25 protein-coding genes and 1 pseudogene are annotated in these 21,666 nt (G+C 70.5%); 20 read left to right on the top strand and 6 right to left on the bottom strand.

Annotated elements, in window-relative coordinates; all coding sequences use genetic code 11:
- The first annotated feature begins 217 nt into the window (after positions 1–217).
- The 6 genes from ACWIF2_RS20250 to ACWIF2_RS20225 all read left to right on the top strand — a co-directional run bounded on the left by ACWIF2_RS20250 (position 218) and on the right by ACWIF2_RS20225 (position 3,304).
- The gene (locus ACWIF2_RS20250) at positions 218–955 is read left to right on the top strand and encodes an LmeA family phospholipid-binding protein (RefSeq protein ID WP_454361899.1); all 738 of its coding nucleotides are present in this window, start codon (positions 218–220) and stop codon (positions 953–955) included.
- Positions 956–1,159: 204 nt separating this feature from the next.
- Positions 1,160–1,240, top strand: a complete 81-nt coding sequence (locus ACWIF2_RS20245) for a putative leader peptide (protein ID WP_350310325.1) — start codon at positions 1,160–1,162, stop codon at positions 1,238–1,240.
- Positions 1,241–1,374: 134 nt separating this feature from the next.
- Positions 1,375–2,220, top strand: a complete 846-nt coding sequence (locus tag ACWIF2_RS20240; RefSeq protein WP_215120569.1) for a sulfurtransferase — start codon at positions 1,375–1,377, stop codon at positions 2,218–2,220.
- 41 nt (positions 2,221–2,261) lie between these two features.
- Positions 2,262–2,549 carry a DUF1416 domain-containing protein gene (locus ACWIF2_RS20235; RefSeq protein WP_003991226.1) on the top strand — a complete coding sequence of 96 codons (288 nt, stop codon included), beginning with the start codon at positions 2,262–2,264 and terminating at the stop codon, positions 2,547–2,549.
- Positions 2,550–2,635: 86 nt separating this feature from the next.
- Positions 2,636–2,896 carry a DUF3099 domain-containing protein gene (locus ACWIF2_RS20230; protein ID WP_454361898.1) on the top strand — a complete coding sequence of 87 codons (261 nt, stop codon included), beginning with the start codon at positions 2,636–2,638 and terminating at the stop codon, positions 2,894–2,896.
- Positions 2,897–2,917: 21 nt separating this feature from the next.
- Positions 2,918–3,304, top strand: a complete 387-nt coding sequence (locus ACWIF2_RS20225; RefSeq protein ID WP_454361897.1) for a VOC family protein — start codon at positions 2,918–2,920, stop codon at positions 3,302–3,304.
- Here the strand turns inward: ACWIF2_RS20225 and ACWIF2_RS20220 are convergent.
- Positions 3,298–3,660 (bottom strand): DsrE family protein, encoded by a 363-nt coding sequence (locus ACWIF2_RS20220; protein ID WP_189729483.1) that lies wholly within the window; start codon positions 3,658–3,660, stop codon positions 3,298–3,300. The genes ACWIF2_RS20225 and ACWIF2_RS20220 overlap by 7 nt on opposite strands.
- A 216-nt stretch (positions 3,661–3,876) precedes the next feature.
- On the opposite strand from ACWIF2_RS20220, the gene ACWIF2_RS20215 reads away from it, so the two are divergent.
- Genes ACWIF2_RS20215 through ygfZ form a run of 3 tightly spaced genes read left to right on the top strand, consistent with a single transcriptional unit; the run spans position 3,877 to position 5,881 of the window.
- Positions 3,877–4,452 carry an FABP family protein gene (locus ACWIF2_RS20215; RefSeq protein WP_261680433.1) on the top strand — a complete coding sequence of 192 codons (576 nt, stop codon included), beginning with the start codon at positions 3,877–3,879 and terminating at the stop codon, positions 4,450–4,452.
- 15 nt (positions 4,453–4,467) lie between these two features.
- Positions 4,468–4,905 carry a Fur family transcriptional regulator gene (locus tag ACWIF2_RS20210; protein ID WP_215120573.1) on the top strand — a complete coding sequence of 146 codons (438 nt, stop codon included), beginning with the start codon at positions 4,468–4,470 and terminating at the stop codon, positions 4,903–4,905.
- Positions 4,906–4,915: 10 nt separating this feature from the next.
- Positions 4,916–5,881 (top strand): CAF17-like 4Fe-4S cluster assembly/insertion protein YgfZ, encoded by a 966-nt coding sequence (gene ygfZ / locus ACWIF2_RS20205; RefSeq protein ID WP_454361896.1) that lies wholly within the window; start codon positions 4,916–4,918, stop codon positions 5,879–5,881.
- Between the two features lie 56 nt (positions 5,882–5,937).
- On the opposite strand, the gene dtd is transcribed toward ygfZ, so the two are convergent.
- Positions 5,938–6,363, bottom strand: coding sequence for a D-aminoacyl-tRNA deacylase (dtd, locus tag ACWIF2_RS20200; protein WP_391415809.1), 426 nt, complete (start codon positions 6,361–6,363; stop codon positions 5,938–5,940).
- Positions 6,364–6,575: 212 nt separating this feature from the next.
- On the opposite strand from dtd, the gene ACWIF2_RS20195 reads away from it, so the two are divergent.
- The 3 genes from ACWIF2_RS20195 (at position 6,576) to ACWIF2_RS20185 (ending at position 9,682) form a co-directional block, all read left to right on the top strand.
- Positions 6,576–7,208: an RsiG family protein gene (locus ACWIF2_RS20195; protein ID WP_454361895.1), complete on the top strand. Its 633-nt coding sequence runs from the start codon at positions 6,576–6,578 to the stop codon at positions 7,206–7,208.
- Positions 7,209–7,285: 77 nt separating this feature from the next.
- On the top strand, positions 7,286–8,539 hold the full coding sequence (locus ACWIF2_RS20190; protein ID WP_454361894.1) for a GNAT family N-acetyltransferase: 1,254 nt from the start codon (positions 7,286–7,288) through the stop codon (positions 8,537–8,539).
- A 231-nt stretch (positions 8,540–8,770) separates the two neighbouring features.
- On the top strand, positions 8,771–9,682 hold the full coding sequence (locus ACWIF2_RS20185) for a FadR/GntR family transcriptional regulator (protein ID WP_454361893.1): 912 nt from the start codon (positions 8,771–8,773) through the stop codon (positions 9,680–9,682).
- Here the strand turns inward: ACWIF2_RS20185 and ACWIF2_RS20180 are convergent.
- Complete coding sequence (locus ACWIF2_RS20180; RefSeq protein WP_189729472.1) at positions 9,677–9,865, bottom strand: hypothetical protein; 189 nt, start codon at positions 9,863–9,865, stop codon at positions 9,677–9,679. The two genes, ACWIF2_RS20185 and ACWIF2_RS20180, sit on opposite strands and share 6 nt — an antisense overlap.
- 152 nt (positions 9,866–10,017) lie before the next feature.
- On the opposite strand from ACWIF2_RS20180, the gene ACWIF2_RS20175 reads away from it, so the two are divergent.
- The 7 genes from ACWIF2_RS20175 to ACWIF2_RS20145 all read left to right on the top strand — a co-directional run bounded on the left by ACWIF2_RS20175 (position 10,018) and on the right by ACWIF2_RS20145 (position 18,594).
- Positions 10,018–10,914: a winged helix-turn-helix domain-containing protein gene (locus tag ACWIF2_RS20175; RefSeq protein WP_454361892.1), complete on the top strand. Its 897-nt coding sequence runs from the start codon at positions 10,018–10,020 to the stop codon at positions 10,912–10,914.
- Positions 10,863–11,660 carry an HAD family hydrolase gene (locus ACWIF2_RS20170; RefSeq protein ID WP_454361891.1) on the top strand — a complete coding sequence of 266 codons (798 nt, stop codon included), beginning with the start codon at positions 10,863–10,865 and terminating at the stop codon, positions 11,658–11,660. The genes ACWIF2_RS20175 and ACWIF2_RS20170 overlap by 52 nt, the downstream gene beginning before the upstream one ends.
- 203 nt (positions 11,661–11,863) lie before the next feature.
- On the top strand, positions 11,864–12,739 hold the full coding sequence (locus ACWIF2_RS20165) for a winged helix-turn-helix domain-containing protein (protein WP_454361890.1): 876 nt from the start codon (positions 11,864–11,866) through the stop codon (positions 12,737–12,739).
- 257 nt (positions 12,740–12,996) lie between these two features.
- Positions 12,997–15,186, top strand: a complete 2,190-nt coding sequence (locus ACWIF2_RS20160) for a phosphotransferase (protein ID WP_454361889.1) — start codon at positions 12,997–12,999, stop codon at positions 15,184–15,186.
- Positions 15,187–15,212: 26 nt separating this feature from the next.
- A complete protein-coding gene (locus tag ACWIF2_RS20155) occupies positions 15,213–15,836 on the top strand; it encodes a TetR family transcriptional regulator (RefSeq protein ID WP_454361888.1) in 624 nt (207 codons plus the stop codon).
- A 41-nt stretch (positions 15,837–15,877) separates the two neighbouring features.
- Positions 15,878–17,899 carry a HelD family protein gene (locus ACWIF2_RS20150; protein ID WP_454361887.1) on the top strand — a complete coding sequence of 674 codons (2,022 nt, stop codon included), beginning with the start codon at positions 15,878–15,880 and terminating at the stop codon, positions 17,897–17,899.
- A 35-nt stretch (positions 17,900–17,934) separates the two neighbouring features.
- Positions 17,935–18,594, top strand: coding sequence for an RraA family protein (locus ACWIF2_RS20145; RefSeq protein WP_454361886.1), 660 nt, complete (start codon positions 17,935–17,937; stop codon positions 18,592–18,594).
- 6 nt (positions 18,595–18,600) lie between these two features.
- On the opposite strand, the gene ACWIF2_RS20140 is transcribed toward ACWIF2_RS20145, so the two are convergent.
- The 3 genes and pseudogenes from ACWIF2_RS20140 to ACWIF2_RS20130 all read right to left on the bottom strand — a co-directional run.
- Positions 18,601–19,779, bottom strand: coding sequence for a GDSL-type esterase/lipase family protein (locus tag ACWIF2_RS20140; RefSeq protein WP_454361885.1), 1,179 nt, complete (start codon positions 19,777–19,779; stop codon positions 18,601–18,603).
- A 4-nt stretch (positions 19,780–19,783) separates the two neighbouring features.
- The gene (locus tag ACWIF2_RS20135; protein WP_454361884.1) at positions 19,784–20,371 is read right to left on the bottom strand and encodes a TetR/AcrR family transcriptional regulator; all 588 of its coding nucleotides are present in this window, start codon (positions 20,369–20,371) and stop codon (positions 19,784–19,786) included.
- Between the two features lie 80 nt (positions 20,372–20,451).
- Positions 20,452–20,820 (bottom strand): annotated as a pseudogene (locus ACWIF2_RS20130) (DUF2269 domain-containing protein); the annotation flags it as partial.
- Between the two features lie 180 nt (positions 20,821–21,000).
- On the opposite strand from ACWIF2_RS20130, the gene ACWIF2_RS20125 reads away from it, so the two are divergent.
- The gene (locus ACWIF2_RS20125) at positions 21,001–21,648 is read left to right on the top strand and encodes a class I SAM-dependent methyltransferase (protein WP_454361883.1); all 648 of its coding nucleotides are present in this window, start codon (positions 21,001–21,003) and stop codon (positions 21,646–21,648) included.
- The last annotated feature ends 18 nt before the right edge of the window (positions 21,649–21,666 follow it).

Genomic DNA, 21,666 nt, shown 5'->3' with positions numbered 1-21,666 from the left:
CCCCCGCTCGAGCGAAGCCGAGAGTGGGGGAGGCACCCCGTTCCGCCGGGCTGCGGACCCACCCGGCCCCGGCACCGACGCCGGGCGCCTGCCTGTCACAGATGATCGACAAATCCCGGGCGCCCACATCTCACGGAGTTACCCTCACGCTTGGGCGGCCACCCGGTCGTCAGGGACCGGACCGCCGTCCAACCGCCGAGGTGGGGGAAAACACCGCATGCGCGCACTGCGAATACTGCTGATCGTCGTCGTGATCCTGGGCGGGCTCTTCGTGATCGCCGACCGCGTCGCGGTGAACTTCGCCGAGGACGAGGCCGCCGACCGCCTGAAGACGACGGAGAACCTCTCGGCGACCCCCGACGTCTCCATCAAGGGCTTCCCGTTCCTCACCCAGGTCGCCGGCGGTTCCCTGGACGACATCGAGGTCGGCATCCAGGACTACGAGGCCGCCGCGGGCAACGGCGGCCAGAAGATCCGGATCGACGACCTCAGGGCCGACATGCAGGGCGTCGAGTTCTCCGGCGACTACAGCTCCGCCACCGCCACCAGCGCCACCGGCACCGCGACCATCGCCTACGACGAACTGCTGAAGACAGCGAAGTCCGAGCCGACCCAGGTCGCCCCGGGCGTCACCGCCAACGTCGTCGGCCTCTCCGACGGCGGCAACGGCAAGATCAAGGTCACCGTCGAGGCCACCGTCCTCGGCACCAAGCTGCCCGAGCCGGTCTCCGTGCTCAGCTCGGTGACGGTGGTCGACGGCGAAGTGCGGGTGAAGGCCGACGGTCTGCCCAAGTTCGGCGGCGTCGACATCGCCGAGTCCCGCGTCCGGGCCATCACCGACTTCCAGCAGAAGATCGACGGCCTGCCCGGTGGCATCGAGCTGGACAAGGTCCAGGCGGCGCCGAACGGCGTGGAGATCACGGTGAAGGGTTCCAACGTCCGACTGGCCGGGTAGGGAAGGCGCGAGGCAGCACCGACCAGGGCTGTCCGGTAGGCGAGACGGCGGAGTCCGTAGCGTAGATGTGATGGCGAATACAGGCGGCCGGAAACCGTGCGGGACACGCACGGACAGGTCGCTGATCCCATATGGCGGATCAATGCGTCTCAATATGCGACACACCGGTGACACGCGCACCCTGCCGTCCCTACGATCGACAGCATGAAGCGACAGGCGGATCTCACGAAGCGGCGGGCAGTAGACCTGTGCCGCGTCGCCGCCATGCTCTGTCGCACCTTCTGAGCGACCGCGTCGGCCTGCTCCGACGCGCGCATCCCCGCCGCCCTGGATCAAGGGCACCCGTGCGCCGCCCTCGTCAGGGCGCGCGCCCGCATACCTCGCACGCCCCGCCGTAACTGCCCCGGAGGAGAAAGAGCATGAGCCGCAGCGACGTCCTGGTCGACGCCGACTGGCTTCAGGAGAACCTGGACAACCCGAGCCTCGCGATCGTGGAGGTCGACGAGGACACGTCCGCGTACGACAAGAACCACATCAAGAACGCGATCCGCATCGACTGGACCAAGGACCTCCAGGACCCGGTCCGCCGTGACTTCGTCACGCAGGAGGGCTTCGAGAAGCTCCTGTCGGAGAAGGGCATCGGCAACGACCACACGGTGGTCCTGTACGGCGGCAACAACAACTGGTTCGCCTCGTACGCGTACTGGTACTTCAAGCTGTACGGCCACGACAACGTCAAGCTCCTCGACGGCGGCCGCAAGAAGTGGGAGCTCGACGCCCGCGAGCTCGTCGCCGGCGACGAGGTGCCCGAGCGTCCGAAGACGGACTACAAGGCCAAGGCCCAGAACACGTCCATCCGCGCCTTCCGCGACGACGTCGTGGCCGCCATCGGTTCGCAGAACCTGGTCGACGTGCGTTCGCCCGACGAGTTCTCCGGCAAGCTGCTCGCCCCGGCCCACCTGCCGCAGGAGCAGTCGCAGCGCCCCGGCCACGTGCCGAGCGCCCGGAACATCCCGTGGTCCAAGAACGCCAACGACGACGGCACCTTCAAGTCGGACGACGAGCTCAAGGAGCTCTACGCCGAGGAGCAGGTGGACCTGGCGAAGGACACCATCGCCTACTGCCGCATCGGTGAGCGCTCCGCGCTGACCTGGTTCGTGCTGCACGAGCTGCTCGGTGTGGAGAACGTCAAGAACTACGACGGCTCCTGGACCGAGTACGGCTCCCTGGTGGGCGTGCCGATCGAGCTCGGCGCCAACAAGTAGAGAACCCGACCGACCTTTCCAGACCTCTTCAGGAGTACGACATGTGTGGTGCGAAGGCCGGCGGCCCCGACGCCTCGACGATCAAGCCCGGTGAGACCACGATCCAGGGTCAGGTGACCAAGGACGGCGAGCCCGTGGTGGGCTACGTCCGTCTGCTGGACTCGACCGGCGAGTTCACGGCCGAGGTGCCGACCTCGGCGACGGGACAGTTCCGCTTCTACGCGGCCGAGGGCACCTGGACCGTTCGTGCCCTCGTGCCCGGCGCCACCGCCGACCGCACGGTCGTCGCCCAGCAGGGCGGACTGGCGGAGGTCGCGATCGCCGTCTGACGGCGACAGGTTCTTGAAGGGCCGCACCCCCCGGGTTGGACGCCTGGGGTGCGGCCCTTCGGGCTGCCCGGATCTACGCTGGACATATGTACGCACGACGGCGGCGCACGTACTTCGCGATGATGGGCGGCTGCATCGCCCTCTTCATCCTGGCCTGGGGCGTCGTACGCCTCTGGTCCATCCCGGTGGCCGTCGGCATGTGCGTCGTGGCCATGGTCATCCCGCCCGTCGCCGCGATGGTCGCGAACCGCCGGGGCCCCGACGACCGCTGGTGGGACGACCCGTCCGGGGATCCCCAGTCCGACGAGTGGTGGGACGAGCTGGACGGCAAGAAGCGCCGAGGCTGAACCGACCAGGGGAGGGGTTCCATGCGCCTGACGGCGGCGACACTGGACGCGCCGAACGCCCGTGAACTGGCCGCCTTCTACCTACGGCTGCTGCCCGGCTGGCGGGTGTGGCGCGGGGAGGACTGGCAGGACTGGGTGCACATCCGGCCGCCGGACGGCGGCACGGGGCTGTCCTTCCAGACCGAGCCCGCCTACCGGCCGCCCGCCTGGCCGAGCGCACCGGACCGGCAGCAGATGATGATCCACCTCGACATCGAGGTCGACGATGTGGAGCGCGAGACCGCGCGGGCCGTCGCCGAGGGGGCGCGTCTCGCCGAGTTCCAGCCGCAGGCCGGGGTCCGGGTGCTGCTGGACCCGGCGGGCCACCCGTTCTGCCTCCACACGGAGGCGACGGAGGCGGCTCAGTAGACGAGCGCCTGCGTCTCGTCCGCCATGGCCTCCTGGACGAAGACCTGTGCGCCCGCGATGCGGACACCCTCGATGACGTCCTTCTCCGTGATCTCGCGCCGGGCCGCGCACTGCGTGCACAGGGTGACGCGGCCGGCCGCGAGGACCGAGTCGAGCAGGTCGGGCAGCGGGGCCGCGTGCGGGAGGTCGAAGTCGGCGGCGCGGCCGGGGAGGGCGAACCAGGCGGACTCACCGGTCAGCCACAGGGAGACCTCGACGCCGCTGGCGACGGCGACCGCCGCCACCGTGAACGCCTGAGAGCACCGCTCGGGGGCGTCGGCCCCCGCCGTCACCTTGATCACCAGCTTCTTCGCCATAGCCGGAAGCCTAGTCCGGAATCGAAGTGCCGAAGGCGCCCGCGTAAGCTGGCCTCGGCCCTGTGCACCCATTCGCACCCCGCTCAAGGAGCACCCCGTGGAGCTTTTCTTCGAAATCCTGTTGGTCCTGGTCGCCGTGGGCGTCCTCGCCTTCGCCGGACTGACCGTGAAGAAGCTGTACCAGGGCCAGCGCTGACCCCCGTCTAGGAAGTTCCCATGATCGAGATCCCGTCCGACCTCCACAAGGACCTCGTCCCGCTCGCCTTCCTGCTCGGCAACTGGGCGGGTGCCGGTGTGCACGACTTCCCCGGCTCCGAGAAGTGCAACTTCGGGCAGGAGGTCACCTTCACCCACGACGGCCGGGACTTCCTGGAGTACCACTCCCACTCCTGGGTGCTGGACAACGACGGCAACAAGGTCCGGCCCCTGGAGTCCGAGCACGGCTTCTGGCGCATCGACGCGAACCGCAAGGTCGAGGTGACGATGACCCGCGACGACGGCGTCATCGAGATCTGGTACGGCGAGCTGGCCGACCAGAAGCCCCAGATCGACCTGGTCACCGACGCCGTGGCCCGCACGGCCGCCTCCCAGCCCTACACCGGCGGCAAGCGGCTCTACGGCTACGTCAAGAGCGACCTGATGTGGGTCGGCGAGAAGCAGACCCCCGAGGTCGAGCTGCGTCCCTACATGTCCGCCCATCTGAAGAAGGTCGTCACCCCGGAAGAGGTCGAGCGCTGGGCCAAGGCCCTCCCCGACGACATGCCGGACGACGGCATCGCCTTCTTCAAGTAGTTCTAGACTCGAGGTGTGGTGAGCACCGACTGGAAGAGCGATCTGCGGCAGCGCGGCTACCGGCTGACCCCGCAGCGGCAACTCGTGCTCGAAGCCGTGGACACCCTGGAGCACGCGACCCCCGACGACATCCTCGTGGAAGTGCGGAAGACGGCGTCGGGGGTCAACGTCTCCACCGTCTACCGGACCCTGGAGCTCCTCGAGGAGCTCGGGCTGGTCAGTCACGCGCATCTGGGACACGGGGCGCCGACGTACCACCTCGCGGACCGGCACCACCACCTCCACCTGGTCTGCCGTGACTGCCAGAACGTCATCGAGGCGGACGTCTCCGTGGCCGCCGAGTTCACCGACAAGCTGCGGCAGACGTTCGGCTTCGACACCGACATGAAGCACTTCGCGATCTTCGGCCGGTGCCGGGACTGCACACTCAAGGCTTCAACTACCGAGTCGTAGGCTTATCCGTATGAAGAGCCCCCTGCTGACCCTGCCCGGCGCCGTCCCCGCCGAGGGCGTGGACGAAGGCGTCGCCGCCCACTACGGCGACCTGTTCCGCGAGCAGCGCGCCCTCGCCGACGGCACCGGTTTCGTGGACCTCTCGCACCGCGGGGTCGTCGCCGTCACCGGCGAGGACCGGCTGGCCTGGCTGCACCTGCTGCTCACCCAGCATGTGAGCGACCTCCCCGTGGGCCGGGCCACCGAAGCGCTGATCCTCTCCGCCAACGGCCACATCGAGCACGCCCTGTATCTCGTCGACGACGGCGAGACGGTCTGGGCCCATGTGGAGCCGGGCACCCAGGAGGCGCTGATCGCGTACCTGGAGTCGATGAAGTTCTTCTACCGGGTCGAGGTCGCCGACCGCACGGCCGACACCGCGGTGGTGCACCTGCCGGCCGGCTCCATCGCCGAGGTGCCGCAGGGCGTCGCCGTACGGGAGACACCGCACGGCCGGGACCTGTTCCTGCCGCGCGCCGACCTGGAGGCGTTCGCCGAGCAGGCCGGGCCGCCGGCCGGGATCCTGGCCTACGAGGCGCTGCGCGTGGAGCAGCACCGGCCCCGGCTCGGTTTCGAGACCGACCACCGCACCATCCCGCACGAGCTGGGCTGGATCGGCTCGGCGGTGCACCTGCAGAAGGGCTGCTACCGGGGGCAGGAGACGGTCGCCCGGGTGCAGAACCTGGGCAAGCCGCCGCGCCGGCTGGTCTTCCTGCACCTGGACGGCAGCGAGGTCCATCTGCCGGTGGCCGGCACCGAGGTCCGGCTCGCGGACGACGGCCCCGACGGCCGGAAGATCGGCTTCATCACGACCTCCGTACGTCACCACGAGCTCGGCCCGGTCGCCCTCGCGCTGGTGAAGCGGAACGTGGCCGTGGACGCCCGGCTGGTGGCCGGGGACACGGCCGCGGCGCAGGAAGTCGTCGTCGAGCCGTAGAGCCGTGAGTCTTGAGCCGTAAGTCTTGCGCCTTTAGGACTTGTAGACCTTTCGGGTCAGATTTCGATCTGCACGGTGAACGGGCCGTCGTTCGTCAGTGATACACGCATCGCCGCCCCGAAGCGGCCCGTCGCCACCGTCGCGCCCAGGGAGCGCAGCTGGGCGACCACCTCGTCGACGAGCGGCTCGGCGACATCGCCGGGGGCGGCCGCGTTCCAGGTGGGGCGGCGGCCCTTGCGGGCGTCGCCGTAGAGGGTGAACTGGCTGATCACCAGGAGCGGGGCGTCGATGTCGCTGCACGACTTCTCGTCGCGCAGCATGCGGATCGACCACAGTTTGCGGGCCAGCTGGGCCGCCTTCTCCTTGGTGTCCTCGTGCGTGACGCCGACCAGGACGCACAGCCCCTCGCCCTCGATCGCGCCCACGGTCTCGCCGTCCACGACGACGCTCGCGCCGTCCACCCTCTGCACCACTGCTCGCATACGTCCATCATGCAGGGCGGTGAACGTCACGCCGCGGGTGGTGTGCGGATGGCACGAACGGGTGGTTTGCGCCGGGCGCCAACGGGCCGCGCTCGGCCGTATTTTGCTGCTTAACCGCCCATCTGGGGTCTATCGGGGGCACTCGTTCCCATAGCGGCCACTTGGGGTGGCACGATGCATGCACACACCGGTCGAGGGGACGGTTGAGGCACATGAGCACATCCAGCACCGGGCAGCAGTCGGGGGCTGTCTGGTCGACGTACACGGGGATCGGGGCGACGGAGTACCACCGGCCGCCCACACAGCGCACGGACAGCCCGCGGCTGCCCTCCGACGCTCCCGAGCCCGATCAGACCGCGCTGAGCCTGACCGAGCTGCGCACCCTGCGCCGCGAGGCCCAGCGCGACGAGGCCGACCTCAGTTATGTACGGCGGCTGCTCCAGGGGCGGATCGACATCCTGCGCGCGGAGTTGGCACGGCGTACACCGGCGGACGTGGCAGCCGCCGCGGCGCCGGCGGAGGTGTCCGTCGTCGAGCGGCTGGCGGAGATCCTCCGGGACGCCCCGGCCCGGCACCGCTCCTCCGCCCGCCATGTGACGCTCTCCACCCCGCAGGGCGAGGAGCCCCGGCGGCTGGCCGAGGAGATGCTCGGCGAGGTCGAGCTGTCCGACCTGGGGGCGCGGACGGACCTTGAGCTGAACACGGCGATGGGGCGGCTCGTGCGCTACGAGCAGCAGGTCTCCCGGAGGCGGCAGCGGCTGCAGCGCACGGCCGACGAGTGCAGCGCGGAGATCGCCCGCCGCTACCGCGAAGGGGAGGCGCAGGTCGACGACCTGCTGGTCTGAGGCGCTTCTGAACAGGGGGAGGGCCGGCGCTCGGAAATCCGCGCGACACCGACCGGCCCTCCGCCTAGCGTGAGTCCATGACCCGCGAAGCCGACATCGACATACGCGCCATCGCCGAAGCCGAACACGCCGAGTGGCTGCGTGCCGTGCACACCGGCTTTCTGCGGGGGCCCGTCGTCTCCGCGGAGGAGATCGAGGGTCGTCGCCGGAACTTCGTGCCGGGGCGCTTCCTCGGCGCCTTCGACGGCGGCCGGTGCGTGGCGACCTTCCGCTCCTTCGACCAGGAGCTCACGGTCGTGGGTGGGGCGACCGTCCCGGCCGACGCCGTCACGGGTGTCACCGTCACCGCGACCCACCGCCGCCGCGGGCTGCTCAGCCGGATGATGGCGCGGGACCTGGCGGCCGCGAAGGACCGCGGGGACGTCGTCGCGACGCTGATCGCCGCCGAGTACCCGATCTACGGCCGGTACGGCTTCGGCCCGGCGGCCTGGATGGCCGAGTGGACGGTCGATGTGCCGCGGGCCGGCCTCGACGCCCGCTGGGCGGGCCCGGCGGACGGCGGCCGGATCGACCTGGTGGACGGTGACGAGGTCCGCAAGCTCGGCCCCGACCTGCACGAGCGGCTGTGCCGCACCCAGCCCGGCGCCATCAGCCGCGACGAGTTCTGGTGGAAGGTGAACACCGGCGCCGTACGGTTCGACCCGGGGTGGAAGATGCCCTTCTTCGCCGTGTACCGCTCGGCGTCAGGCGAGGTCGAGGGCATGGCCGCGTACGAGGTGGACGACAACTGGGGCGAGGCCAAGCAGCCGTTGAACACGGCGACCGTGAAGTGGCTGATCGGGGTGACACCGGCCGCGGAGCGCGCCCTGTGGCAGTACCTCTGCTCCATCGACTGGGTCGTGACGGTGAAGAGCGGCTGGCGGGCGCCCGACGATCTGCTCCCGCACTTCCTGCCGGATCCGCGGGCGGCCAGGGTCACGTCGCTGGCGGACTTCCTGTGGGTGCGGATCCTGGACGTCGTACGGGCGCTGGAGGCGCGGACGTACGAGGCAGAGGGGACGCTGGTGCTGGAGGTCGCCGGGGTGGACGGTCTGACCGGCGGGCGGTACCGGCTGGAGGCCTCCGCCGAGGGAGCGTCCTGTACGCCGACCACCGAGAGCGCGGAACTCACTCTGGAACTGGGCGATTTGGGGGCGCTGTGGCTGGGCGACGAGTCGGCGGTGCGGCTGGCTGCGCTGGGGCGGGTGCGGGAAGAACGAGCGGGCGCCGCCCGGAAGGCCGACGCCCTGCTGCGTACGTCCAGGCGGCCTTGGTGCCCGGACATGTTCTGATCCGCTCCCTTCTGCCGGCGGACAGGGACCCGCATCCGTAGCGAGCTGTTCGGTTGTGATTGTTGTGGGGTGGTACTCACCGACCGGGCTCCCGGCTCCCCTCCGGAAGGGAGGCCCGTCTGACCATGTTGCATAAGTTGGCGACCAACTTCTCTGTACTTATAGCCGCTTGGAAGCGTCTCATAACCACCCTGCGCTGAACTGCCGGAAGATGGCGGGAAGTTGTACTGTTTGGTTGTGGACCCGGAACACACCTCCGTCAATGGACGGAAGAGGTCGCAACGGCCACAGAGAACACATCAAGAAGTGGCCGACGAACTGCGCGCCCGGATCAGGTCAGGAGTGCTGCGGTCCGGTGAGCGGATGCCGACGCAGGCGCAGCTCGCCGACGAGTTCGGCGTCGAGCGCGGTGCCGTACGCCAGGCGCTGCGCATCCTGCAGTCCGAGCAGCTGCTCACCAATGTGTCCAAGGGAAGCCCGGCGACCGTCGCCTCCGACCCCGCCAGGGCGCTGACCGGCCCGCAAGCCCCGCCGCTGCCCACGACGGTGGCCCTGGCGCCCCGGATCGCGGCGGCGTTCGCGGCGGAGCACGTCGAGATCGACGCCGTGTGCCTGACCTCCATCTCCCTCACGCTGGCGATCGGCGAACCCCTGCGGCAGATCCACGCCGGACGGCTGAAACCGGCCAAGGTCGACGTCCGGGTCCTGCTGCCGAGCCGGGACATCGACCTCGCCTTCCCGGTGCCGGTCGAGGGGCGCGGCGACGACTGGGTGCACGAGCGGTGGCTGGCGATGCGCAATGCCCAGGGACAGGTCCTCGAGCACAATCTGCTGGCGCTCCGTGCCACACACGGCATCGACGTGCGTGTCACGTTCCGGGCGCTGCCCTTCACTCCGCCGGTGAAGCTGTACCTGCTCAACGGCTCGGAGGCGCTGTTCGCGTACTACACGCTGACGCGCCGGGAGGCCGAGGTCGACCACGAGCAGATGGAGATGTACGACGCGCAGGGCACCCGGTCGATGCTGTTCTCCTTCCGGCAGGGACCGGGCCTGCGCGACACGACCTTCGTCGAGCAGTCGCACCTCTGGTTCAACGCGCTGTGGGAGACGATCAGTTCGGAGCTGGTGCTCACCAGCTCATAGGGCGGTCCGCAGCACCAGCAGCGCCAGCACGACGGCTCCCGTGGAGCTGACCGCCGAGTTGTTGGACTTGAGCCCCACGGTGAGAAGGAGCAGGCCGACGATGCCGACGGGGCCGTACTTCCACTGGACGAACTGCTCGAAGGCGACGACTGCGATGGCGGCGAGAAGAGTGAGGGCGGGCATTGGTTTCCCCCTTCGGAGGTTCGGAAGCAAAACTTCCGCCAACTCATGTAAGTTGGCAACCAACTCTGATTAAGTTGTCCCCACTTGGCCCCTACTCATAAACAACTTTCAAACAACTCCCGCCAGATGGATCAGAGTTGTAGCGTTTGGTCGTGATCCAGGCGGACGTGGCGGAGGACGTGGCGGAGAACGTGGCAGTCAACGGCAGCAGAAGGCTCTCGCCCCAGGAGATCGCCGACCACCTGCGGGAACGCATCCGCACGGGCGAGCTCAAGCCCGGGGACCGCCTGCCCACCCAGGCCGAACTCGCGGAGGAGTTCGGGGTGGAGCGCGGTGCCGTCCGCCAGGCCCTGCGGGCGCTCCAGGAGGACGGTCTCCTCACCAACGTCAGCAAGGGCAGCCCCCCGCGGATCGCCGTGCCCGCGCCGGCCCGGGGCGAGCCCCAGCCGACGATGGTCGGTCTGGCACCCCGGCTGACGGAGGCGTTCTCGGCCCGCCGCGTCCGCGTGGACGTGGTCTGCCACACCGCGGAGACCCTGATGGTCGCCATCGGCGAACCGCTCCGCCTCATCCACGAGGGCCGGATCCACCCCGAGTCGATCGACGTCCGCATTCTCGTCCCCTCCCGGGACATCGAGCTGGCCTTCCCCGTCCCCGTGGAGGCCCACGGCGACGACAACCCGGTCCACCAGCGCTGGCTGGCCATGCGCAACGCCCAGGGCCAGGTCCTCCAGCACAACTTCCTGGCCCTGCGCTCAACGCACGGCATCGACGTAAAGGTCACGTTCCGCGCGCTGCCCTTCACCCCGCCGGTGAAGCTGTACCTCCTCAACCAGGAGGAGGCGCTGATCGGCTACTACATGCTGACCAGGCGCGAGGAGGAGTGGGGCAGCCGGACCCTGGACATGTACGACGTCCTCGGCTCCCAGTCCCTCCTCTTCTCCTTCGTGAACAGAGCGGGCCGGCGGGACGCGGCGTTCGTCGAGGAATCCCAGAAGTGGTTCGACGCCCTCTGGGAAACCATCACGACGGACCTGACACTCTCCTAGTGACTTCTGATACGACGCAGACTGGTGCGGTGAAAGTCCAGACGGAAAGCGATTCGCACGAGCTCCGGAATCTGATCAGACGCGCCCGAGTCGTGCTGTGGGACTTCGACGGGCCCATCTGCCGTCTGTTCGCCAACCACTCGGCGGAGCGGGTGGCGCGCGACCTGGTCTCCTGGCTGGAGGGCCGGGGGCTGCACGGGCTGCTGACGGAGAGCGAGCGAGAGTCCCTCGATCCGCATGTGGTGCTGCGCGCCGTGGACCGCCGGCACCCCGGCAGCGATCTCGTCGCCGATCTGGAGGCACGTCTGACCCAGGAGGAGCGGCTGGCCGCGTCTTCGGCGATGCCGACCGCGTACGCGGACCCGCTGATCCGTACGTGGACGGCGGTGGGGACTCGTCTTGCGATCGCCACCAACAACTCCCCGCTCGTGGTCGCCGAGTACCTCACCAGTCGCGGCCTCGTCCCCTGCTTCCAGCCCCACATCTACGGCCGCACCCAGGAACTTCACCTGCTGAAGCCGGACCCGCACTGCCTCAACCGGGCGCTGAGCGCGATGGGCGCGGCTCCGTCCGACGCTCTGATGATCGGCGACACACCCTCCGACCACGAGGCGGCGGCACGAGCCGGGGTGCCGTTCCTGGGCTTCGCTCGCAACGAACGCAAGGCCAAGCTGCTGAAGGCGGCCGGGGCCGACGCGGTCCTGACCTCCCTGGAACCGCTGCTGGCGCTGCTGCGGCGGGCCTAGGCCGTCTGCCGGACGCAACCGAATCGTCACGGCTCGCCTCCCGTCCTGGCCTGTGGGTCAGGCAACTCGTCGGTCCACTTGCCTGGTTGCCTGCTTGTATCAGGCATGCCCGGTCAACTTGATCCCCTAACCGGCAAGTTGGACGGACTGCTTGCCTGAACCAAACCTGTTTGCTTGTCGGCTGTCGGCGGTAGGTACGTCGTGTGACTGCCAGGCGGAGTGGTGACGGCAAGGCGTTCCGGCATGTGGCGGAAGAACTGCGGACGCGGATGGCGGACGGGACATATCCGCAGGGGGCCCTGCTGCCCTCGCAGCGCGAGCTGGCCGAGGAGTTCGGAGTCTCCAGGGACACCGTGCAGCGGGTCATCCAGGAACTGGGCAACGAGAGCTGGATCGAGAACCGGCAGGGGACCAGGGCCCGGGTCATCAAGAACCAGCGCATCCAGTCCGAGACGGCCAGGGCCACCCGGTCCCGGCGGCCGATGACACTGGACCCGCTCATCAGCGAGGCGTTCGAGCAGCGCGAAGTCACCCTGGACGTCTATACGTTGACGTCGGAATCGTTGGACGTCCACATCCGCCGTCAGGACGAACGGATCCGCGCCGGCCTCATCGCGCCCGAGCGCATCGCCCTGCGGATGCTCCTGCCGTCCGAGTCGCTGGAGCTGCCCTACCCCCGGGCCGTGAACGACGAGGACGCCCCCCGCCTGCGGGACCGCTTCCGCACCATCACCAGGCGGAGCACGGAGTCCCTGCACCAGGTGCTGGAGGGGCTGCGGGCGGAGAAGCTGGTCCCGTCCGTCGACCTCGAGATCCGGCACGCCCCCCTCACGCCGACCTTCAAGCTGTACGTGATCAACGAAGCCGAGGTGCTGCACGGTCTGTACCGCGTAGTCGAACGGGCCCTGGTCCTGGAGAGCGGGGACCAGGTGCGGGCGCTGGACGTCCTGGGCCTCGGCGCCACGCTGACGCACCATGTGCGGGACGGCGACCCCGACTCGGCCGGGACGATCTTCGTGGACACCATGCGCAGGTGGTACGACTCCGTCTGGGACCTGTTGGCCGAGCGACCCGAGTGACATAAAGCGCCGGGGAGGTGCGAGAGGCCATGGGGTGGCCGGGTGTAGCATTCCCGCACCGCGCACCGATTGAGTCAAACGCCTGTCCTCGTTCGTATCCGAAGGAGGGCAACCGGCCACCATAGAACGAGTTCACGCCGTCTCATGCAGACGGGTGGCAAATCCACCCTGAATGGCTCACCGGCCATGCGCGGCACCGGCCGCGAACTTACGGTTTGCCATACCGTTCTCCCCTTCTCGTACTTCCGGAGCGGCCAGTGGGCGCACCTCCTCTTCCCCGTCCCTTCCTCGGGGAGCGCGCCTCGCACGACGCCGCCTACCGGGCCTTCGTCAGGCTGGCCGCCGAGCGGGGCCAGGCGAGCAGCGGCCATCACAACCAGAATTTCGTCCTGCCGTTGACGGAGGACATGGCCCGGCTGGTCGGACGTGAGGCCGGGACGTCCGTGACCGTCCGTATCCGGCGACCGGACGCGCTGCCCGTGGTCATCCGGACCTGGCAGAACGAGGCGGAGATCCTCGATGCCGTCCGGGGAGTCCTGCCGCATGCGCCGGAGTGCCTGGTCAAGCGGAGCGATTTCGCGATCCACAGCTTTGTGGAGGGCGTACCGCTCTCCAGCGTCTGCGACAACGGCAAACCTGTCGACACCCTGCTGATCAAGGCGCTGGCCGGTCTGCTCGCGCAGATGGCCCAGGTGCGGCGTGGTGCACTGCCCGCCCTGCCGTCCGCCTGGCCCCGCAACGACATGGACAGCCAGGGATTCCTCCAGACGCTGGTCCAACTGGCCGACCGGCAGATCAGGCGGCCCAACTGGTCGTCCTTCGGCGGGCTGTTCGCGGCACTGGGCATCCCGGAGGACGCTCTCGCCGGGCTGGCCGGGCGGGTCCCCACCATGGCCCGGCGGCCGTACAGCCTGCTCCACGCCGATCTGCACCGGGACAACGTGATCGTGTCCTACGCGGGCGATCCGCCCCTCATCTGTGTCGACTGGGAGCTGGCCACCTACGGCGACCCGCTGCACGACCTCGCCACGCACCTCGTCCGCATGCGGTACCCGGCCCACCAGTGGGCCGAGGTGGTCGACGCGTGGGCCGAGGCGATGCAGGAGGTCCGGCCGGCCGCCGTCAACGGACTGGCCAAGGATCTGCGGCACTACCTGGCGTTCGAGCGGGCCCAATCGGTCTTCCCCGACGTGATGCGGGCGGCCCGGTCCCTCGAGGAATCGTTCACGCAGACGAGCCTGGACGAGGCGACGACCGAGGTGCGACGGGCCCTCGACGCGGCGGCGGAGCCGCTGCGGCTCGGGAGCGTGCCGGGTGAGGGCGAGATCAGGCGGGCCCTGTTCCGCTGGCTGGTGTCGCGCATGAACGGGGACATCAGCGGCCGGGCCTGGATCGCGAAGGCGTTCGAGTGGCGGCCCGACCGGCGTGTTCCGGAGCGCCCCGACTTCCCGTCCGCCGCGGTCCGGGAGGCCTTGCTGGCAGAGGGTGCCGCCCCTGCGGGCAGGGTCTTCAAGGGGACCGCGCACCTGAACACGGTGGTGTCGGTGCCGGGCGTCGACTCCCCCGTGGTCGTACGGCGGAAGCTGCCCGAGGTGTGCCGTCGGGAACGTGGCTTCCTCAGCGAGCACACCGTGCTGCGCGCGATCGAGGAGTCGTCCATCGAGGTGGCGGCGCCGAGGGTGCTCGCGCTGGGCGAGACCTTCCAGAGCGACACCATCGCCATCCACACCTACGTAGGACCGCGGGACGTCGACCGGCCGCCCAACCACCCCGTCCACGGACTGCTGCCGCACGAGGCCGACGGCTTGGTGGACCAGCTGTGCGCTCTGACGCGGGTGCGGTACAAGCAGGTCGATCCGACCGCCGGCGAGGGCGCTTTCCACCGCTGGCTGCGGGACCAGCTCATCGCCCTGGTACGGGATCTGCCGAAGGAGTCGCAGCAGCTGGCCCGGCATCTCGGGCTGCCCGCCGCGGACCGGTTGCAGCTGATCCTCTCCCGGCACGAGGTGAGCCGGCGGGAGCCTGCCCTGCTGCACGGGGACCTGAACCCATGGAACCTCGTACGGCGCGACGACGACTTGGCGCTGACCATCATCGACTGGGAGATGGCCGTGGTCGGCGATCCCCTCTACGACCTCGTCCGGCACATGCACCTCACACCGACCCGGCCGGAGATCCGGGACCGCATGTTCCGCCGCTGGGAGCGACGCCTGCCCGCCGAGTACACCCGCGACTGGCGCAAGGACTGGCGGGTGTACCGCTGGCTGGAGATCGTGCGGTCCGCGTACGTCGATCTGGACCGCATCGTGACCGGCGCGAGCCTGGACGCCCCGAACGTGCGGCGGGCGGTGGACTCCTACGCGGTGACGCTGGCGGTCGCCACGGGCTCGCTCGGCCTCCCGGTCAGGTCCACGGCGAACCCGTATCTCGCCCGCGCCCTGGCCTAGCCACGGCGCCTGCGTAGGCTCCCCCCATGAGCGAGACCGGGCTGCGTGAGCGCAAGAAGCGGCGGATGTACCAGGTCGTGTCGGACATCGCGGTGGGGCTCTTTCTGGAGAAGGGGTTCGACGCGGTGTCCGTCGCCGAGGTGGCGGCGGCGGCAGAGATCTCCAAGCCGACGCTGTTCCGGTACTTCCCGGCCAAGGAGGATCTGGTGCTGTACCGGATCGCCGACCACGAGGGGGAGGCCGCGCGGGTGGTGGCCGGGGCGGAGGAGCCGCCGGTGGAGGCCTTGCGGCGGCATTTCCTGGAGGGGCTGGAGCGAGCCGACCCCGTGACCGGGCTCAATGACCATCCCCAGGTGCTCGCCTTCCATGCCCTGCTCTACGGGACGCCCTCCCTGGTCGCCCGTGCCCATACGCACCAGGAGCGGTCGGAGGCGGCGCTGGCCGAGGTGCTCGGGGGTGATCTGGACGCGCGGCTGGCGGCCGGGCAGATCATGGCCGTGACTCGGGTTCTCGCGCTGGAGAACTGGCGGCGGATCGCGGCGGGGGAGCGGGTGGCGGACGTGCGGGGGGACGCGGTGGCCGCGGCGGAGCGGGCGTTCGGGTGGCTGGCGGCCGGGTTGCCGAGACGGCTCCAGGGTGAGAGTGGGTAATAAATTTAACTCGGTTACGTTTCTGCCGTACGCTCGGTGGAATGACGTCGACCGAACCTGCCCTCCAGCACGCCCTCAGCCGTGAACGCGCCCATCACGAGCGCTGCCGGGACGCCCTCGCCGCGATGGTCGAGGGCGCCGGTGAACAGGTCGTCATCGGGGAGGACGTCTCGGCGTCCGGTGCCGACGCGGAGGTGCTCGGGTACCGGCTGCGCAGCCATGCCAAGGCCCTGCGGGAACTGCCCGAGGGGCCGTTGTTCTTCGGGGCCCTGGAGTTCGAGGAGGCCGGTGGGCGGCTGCACATCGGGCGGCTGCGCATCTCCGAGCACCCGGCCGAACCGCCTCTCGTCGTCGACTGGCGCGCACCCGTCTCGCGTGCCTTCTATCAGTCCTCCGCCCGTGACCCGCAGGGCGTCGCCGTGCGGCGGCGGTTCGGGTGGGCGGCCGGCAGCCGCGGGGACTCCGGCGACCTGACCGGCTTGGAGGACGAGCACCTGGGGCAGGGGGAGGGCAGGGCCAGCGCGATCGTCGCCCGGGAGATCGAGCGGCCTCGCGTGGGGCCCATGCGGGACATCGCCGCGACCATCCAGCCCGAGCAGGACGACCTCGTACGCGGGGACCTGGCGATGTCGGTGTGTGTGCAGGGCGCGCCGGGCACCGGCAAGACGGCCGTCGGGCTGCACCGGGCCGCGTATCTGCTGTACACGCACCCGCAGCGCATCCGGCGCGGCGGCCTGCTGATCCTCGGACCCAACCGCACGTTCCTTTCGTACATCGCGGAGGTGCTCCCGGCCCTCGGCGAGACGGGGGTGCGGCAGTCGACCCTCGCCGAGGAGATCGCCCGGTGGCCGGTCCGTGGTGCCGACGACGAGTCCGCCGCCGTCGTCAAGCACGACGCCCGGATGGCGGAGGTGCTGCGGCGGGCGCTGTACGCGCGCGTGCGCACCGCGGGGGCGGGCTCGCTCGCCGTGCCGGACGGGTCGTACCGCTGGCGGGTGCCCGAGGCGGAGCTGGCGCGGATCGTCGCGGATGTACGGGAGGAGGAACCGCCCTACGGGGTCGGGCGGGAGCGGGTGCGGGCGCGGATCGTGCGGTGCCTGCGCGAGCGGGTCGAGCGGCGGGCCGGGCCGCCCGCGAACGCCTGGGTGCGCCGGGTCGAGCGGGCCCGGCCGGTGTCCGAGTACCTCGACGCCGTCTGGCCCCGGGTTCGGCCGGAGGAGGTCGTGGCCGAACTGCTCACCGACGGCGAGGCGTTGGCGGGGGCGGCCGACGGGCTGCTGGACGACGCCGAGCAGCGGGCGCTGCTGTGGCCCAAGCCGCCCCGTTCGTGGAAGTCGGCCCGCTGGTCGGCCGCCGATCTGGTGCTGCTCGACGAGGTGGCCGGGCTGATCGAGCATCCGGAGGGGTACGGGCATGTCGTCGTCGACGAGGCGCAGGACCTGTCCCCGATGGAGTGCCGGGCCATCGCCCGCCGGGCCCCCTTCGGCTCGCTGACGGTCCTGGGCGATCTGGCCCAGGGGACGACGCCGTGGGCGGCGCGGTCGTGGCTGACGGTCCTGGCGCACCTGGGGAAACCGGACGCGGCCGTGGTCGAGCTGACCACCGGATTCCGTGTGCCGCGTGCGGTCGTCGGCCTCGCCAACCGGCTGCTGGAGCGGCTGGACGTGGACGTGCCGGCGGCCCGTTCGCTGCGCGGGGACGGGGAGTTGCGGATGCGGGAGACGGACCCGGAGGGCGTGCCGGCGGCGGTCGTGGACGCCGTACGGGACGCGCTGGAGCGGGAGGGGTCCGTCGGGGTCGTCGCGGCGGACCTGGACGTGCCCCGGGTGCGGGCGGCCCTGGACGCGGCCGGTATCGACGCGGCGGGGCCCGGGGAACTCGGCGCGCGGCTGGCCCTGGTGCCCGCGAGCGTGGTCAAGGGACTCGAGTACGACCATGTCGTCGCCGTCGAGCCGGCGGCGATCGCCGAGGCGGAGGCACGGGGGCTCCACCGGCTGTACGTGGTGCTGACGCGGGCGGTGACGAGGCTGGAGGTGGTGCACGGGACGCCGTTGCCGTTCTAGACACGGCTGCGCACAGGGTGATTAGGGTCCGTGTCATGACTGACGTAGAGGCGTTCAGGGACATACCCACCACCACGCTGGCCGACCTGCTGGGCCGCGGGCAGGTCATGGACATCGGGATCCGGCCCCTGTGGGAGCCCGTGCCGCGGGTGGCCGGACCGGCCTTCACCGTGCGGTGCCCGCCCGGCGACAACCTGATGCTGCACGCCGCGATCCACCGGGCCGAGCCCGGTTCGGTCGTCGTCGTGGAGTCGGGCGACCTGGACTACGCGCTGGCCGGCGGCAACGTCTGCGCCGTCGCCCAGCGCCGCGGTGTCACCGCGTTCGTCCTCGACGGGCTGATCCGCGACCTTCCCGAGGTGCGGGAGGCCCGCTTCCCGGTGTTCGCGCGCGGTGTCATCCCCATCCCGGGCACCAAGGCCGCCGCCCGGCCGCTGGGTGAGCGGGTGACCTGCGGCGGGGTGGCCGTCGACGCGGGGGACGTGGTCGTCGCCGACGAGGAGGGCGTCGTGGTGGTGCCCGGCGCCCGCCGGGAGGAGGTGCTCGCCGCGGCCCGCGCCAAGCTGGCGAAGGAGGCCGCGGAAACCCTCGACGACTGGGAGTCGGCCCACCGGGCGCGCATCGACAAGATCCTTGCGGAGCAGGGCTTCGAGGACGCCGAGGACTCCGAGGACGCCGAGGACTTCGAGGGCTGAGCCGGCTCAGCGTTCCGCGAAGGGCCCTCCCTCGGTGAAGGCCAGTGCGCCGAAGCGTTCGCCGATGTGGCGGTGGGTGGCGGCGTCCGGGTGGACGTGGTCGGGGAGGGGGAGCGCGGCGGCGTCCGACTCGCCGTAGAGGGCGAGGCCGTCGAGGTAGTGGAGGTTCGGGTCGTCGGCCGCGCGCTGCCGCACGATCCGGGCCAGTTCCTCCCGGATGACGCCGAGCGTGAGCTTCCCGGCGGCCTTCTCCGCCGGGTCGCCCATGGCGGCGAAGAGCAGCCGGCCGTTCTTGATTTCGCCGAGGTCCGGGGCGGTGGGGCCGGGGGTGTCCTCGTGGATCGCGCAGTGGATGGGGGAGACGAGCAGCAGCGGGGTGTCGGGGTGTCCGTCGCGGATCGTGTCGAGGAAGCCGTGCACGGCCGGGCCGAAGGCGCGCAGCCGCATCACGTCCCCGTTGACGATGTTGATGCCCATCTTGACGCTGATCAGGTCGGCCGGGGTGTCCCGCATGGCACGAGCGGTGAACGGGTCGAGCATCGCGCTGCCGCCGAAACCGAGGTTGACCAGTTCCACACCGCCCAGGGACGCGGCGATCGCGGGCCAGACGGCCGTGGGGCTCGCGGCGTCGGAGCCGTGGCTGATCGAACTGCCGTGGTGCAGCCACACCCTGCGGCCCCGGTCGGGCAGGGGCGCCACGGGCGCGTCGGTGCGCAGGGCGACGAGCTCGGTGGTCTCGTTGTGCGGCAGCCAGATCTCGACGTCCTTCTCACCCGCGGCCAGGCCGGTGAAGCGGACGGTGCCCACCGGGCCGGGCGTGACCTCGCCGTCCCAGGTGGCCATGTCGACCGTGAGGACGTTGCCGCCGGTCCCCGAGGCCTGGCCGGCCGGGCGGCCGTCGACGAGCAGGTCGTACAGGCCGTCCGGGCGGGACGGGAAGCCGACGTAGTCGCGCTTGGTGCGCAGCGTGTCGAGTTCGACGGCCGTCGCGGCGGTACGGAAGACCAGCCGTACGCCGGAGGGCTGGGCCTCGGCCATGGCGAGCTGGGGGTTGGTGTTCTGGGCGCGGGCCCGGGCGGGCAGCCGGTGCGGGAGCAGGCCGTGCTCGGTGCGCTCCAGGTCGAGGGCGCCGCGCAGCAGGTCCGCCGTGAGGGGGGTCGTGATCCAGTCGTGCTCGGTGTGCATGGTGTCAGCCTCGGGGATCCGTAGGGGGCGCGGGCCAGTTGCGCAGCAGCGTGTCGAGGGCGTCGATGATCCGGACCCAGGTGTCGTCGGTGTCGGGGGCGCTGTGGCTGAACCCGCCGCCCAGCTCCAGGCTGACGTACCCGTGGAAGACGCTGCCCAGCAGCCGGACCGCGTGGGTCTGGTCCGGTTCCGTCAGGTCGTAGCCGCGCAGCAGCGCCCGGGTCATCTGGGAGTGCCGGACGCCGGCGCTCGCGGCCGCCGTCCGCGGGTCGAGCCGCAGTTGGGCCGCGGCCCAGCGGCCGGGGTGCTCCCGGGCGTAGTCGCGGTACACGTCCGCGAGGGCGCCCAGGGCGTCCTTGCCGGCCCGTCCGGCCAGGGCGTCGGCCGCCCGGTCGGCCATTTCCGCGAGTGCCAGCAGGGCGATCCTGGTCCGGAGGTCCTGGGAGTTCTTCACGTGCGAGTACAGGCTCGCGACCTTGACGTCGAAACGCCGGGCGAGCGCCGAGACGGTGACCTCGTCGAAGCCGACCTCGTCGGCGAGTTCCGCGCCCGCCTCGGTCAGCCGCTCCGGAGTGAGTCCCACGCGTGCCATACGGTCTCTCCCTTCTGCCTGAAGGGATTGTGCATCTGCCTAATACCCTTAGGCAAGCGTCATGGTCCTTTAGGGGGCTCTCAGGCGTCCTGGAGGGTGCGCCGGGCGGGAGCGCGCAGCCTCCTGCCCCGCCTGGTCAGGCCCCAGGGCTTCAGCAGCGAGATCACCGTCATGAAGACGTAGGCGGACAGCGAGACGATCGGCCCCATCAGCACGTCCCCCGCGTCGGGCAGCGGACCGCCCGCCGCGACGGCGGTGACCGCGGCGTTCACCCCGGGGCGCAGGGCGAACACCGTGGCGGTGGTCGTGGCGAGCGTCAGCCAGAACTTCGTGTAGACCCACCGGTGCCGCGCCAAACCCCAGGGCGTGCCCAGCGACAGCACGAGACCGCTGAGGAGCGTGAGGAACGCGACGGGGAGCAGCAGCCAGTCGGCGAAGAGCCGCATGGACGACCAGGACGGTCCGACGGGCGGGGCGGTTGAGTTTCGGCTTCGGGTTCGGCTTCGGGTTCGTAGTCACGTGGAACACGGTGCCGGGGCGGCGGGGTGAGGTCGTCTCTCAGCGGGAGTAAGCCGGCGTACTCGCGTCGGCGTACGGGGAGTGTCAGTGCCGTCGTCTAGCTTCGCGGCATGACCGAGCCCTCCCACCTCACCGCGATCCGGGAGTCCTACGACACCGTCGCCGCCGACTACGCCCGACTCGTCAAGGAACCGGCCGAGTTGGACCCGGTGTCCCGCGCGATGCTGGCCGCCTTCGTCGAACTCGCACGGCCCCTCGGGCCGGTCGCCGACCTGGGCTGCGGTCCGGGCAAGGTGAGGGCGCATCTGGCCACCCTGGGAGTAACGGCGTTCGGTGTGGACGTGTCGCCGGGGATGGTCGAAGTGGCCCGGGCGGCGTACCCGGAACTCCGTTTCACCGTCGGCTCGATGACTGCGCTGGAGATCGGCGACGGCGAGCTGGGCGGCATCCTGGCGTACTACACCGTCCACCACACCCCGCCGCACTGGCTGCCGACCGTGTTCGCCGAGTTCCACCGCACCCTCGTGCCCGGCGGCCGGCTGATGCTGGCCGGCCACGTGGGCAGCGGCGAGCACCTGCGCCCGACGCGCGCGTACGGCGACCATCCGGTGTCCTACGAGTCGCATCTGCTGCCGCCGGACCGGATCGCGGAACTGCTCGATCAGGCGGGGCTGGTGGTCACGACGCGTGTGGTGCAGGAACCGGAGGAGGGGACCAGGAGGCAGTACGGCACGTTCCTGGCGTACAAGCCTCAGTAGCGGCGCGGGCCCCTGCGA

Source organism: Streptomyces sp. NPDC055506 (assembly GCF_053643595.1).
This window is presented reverse-complemented; position numbering and strand designations above follow the sequence as displayed.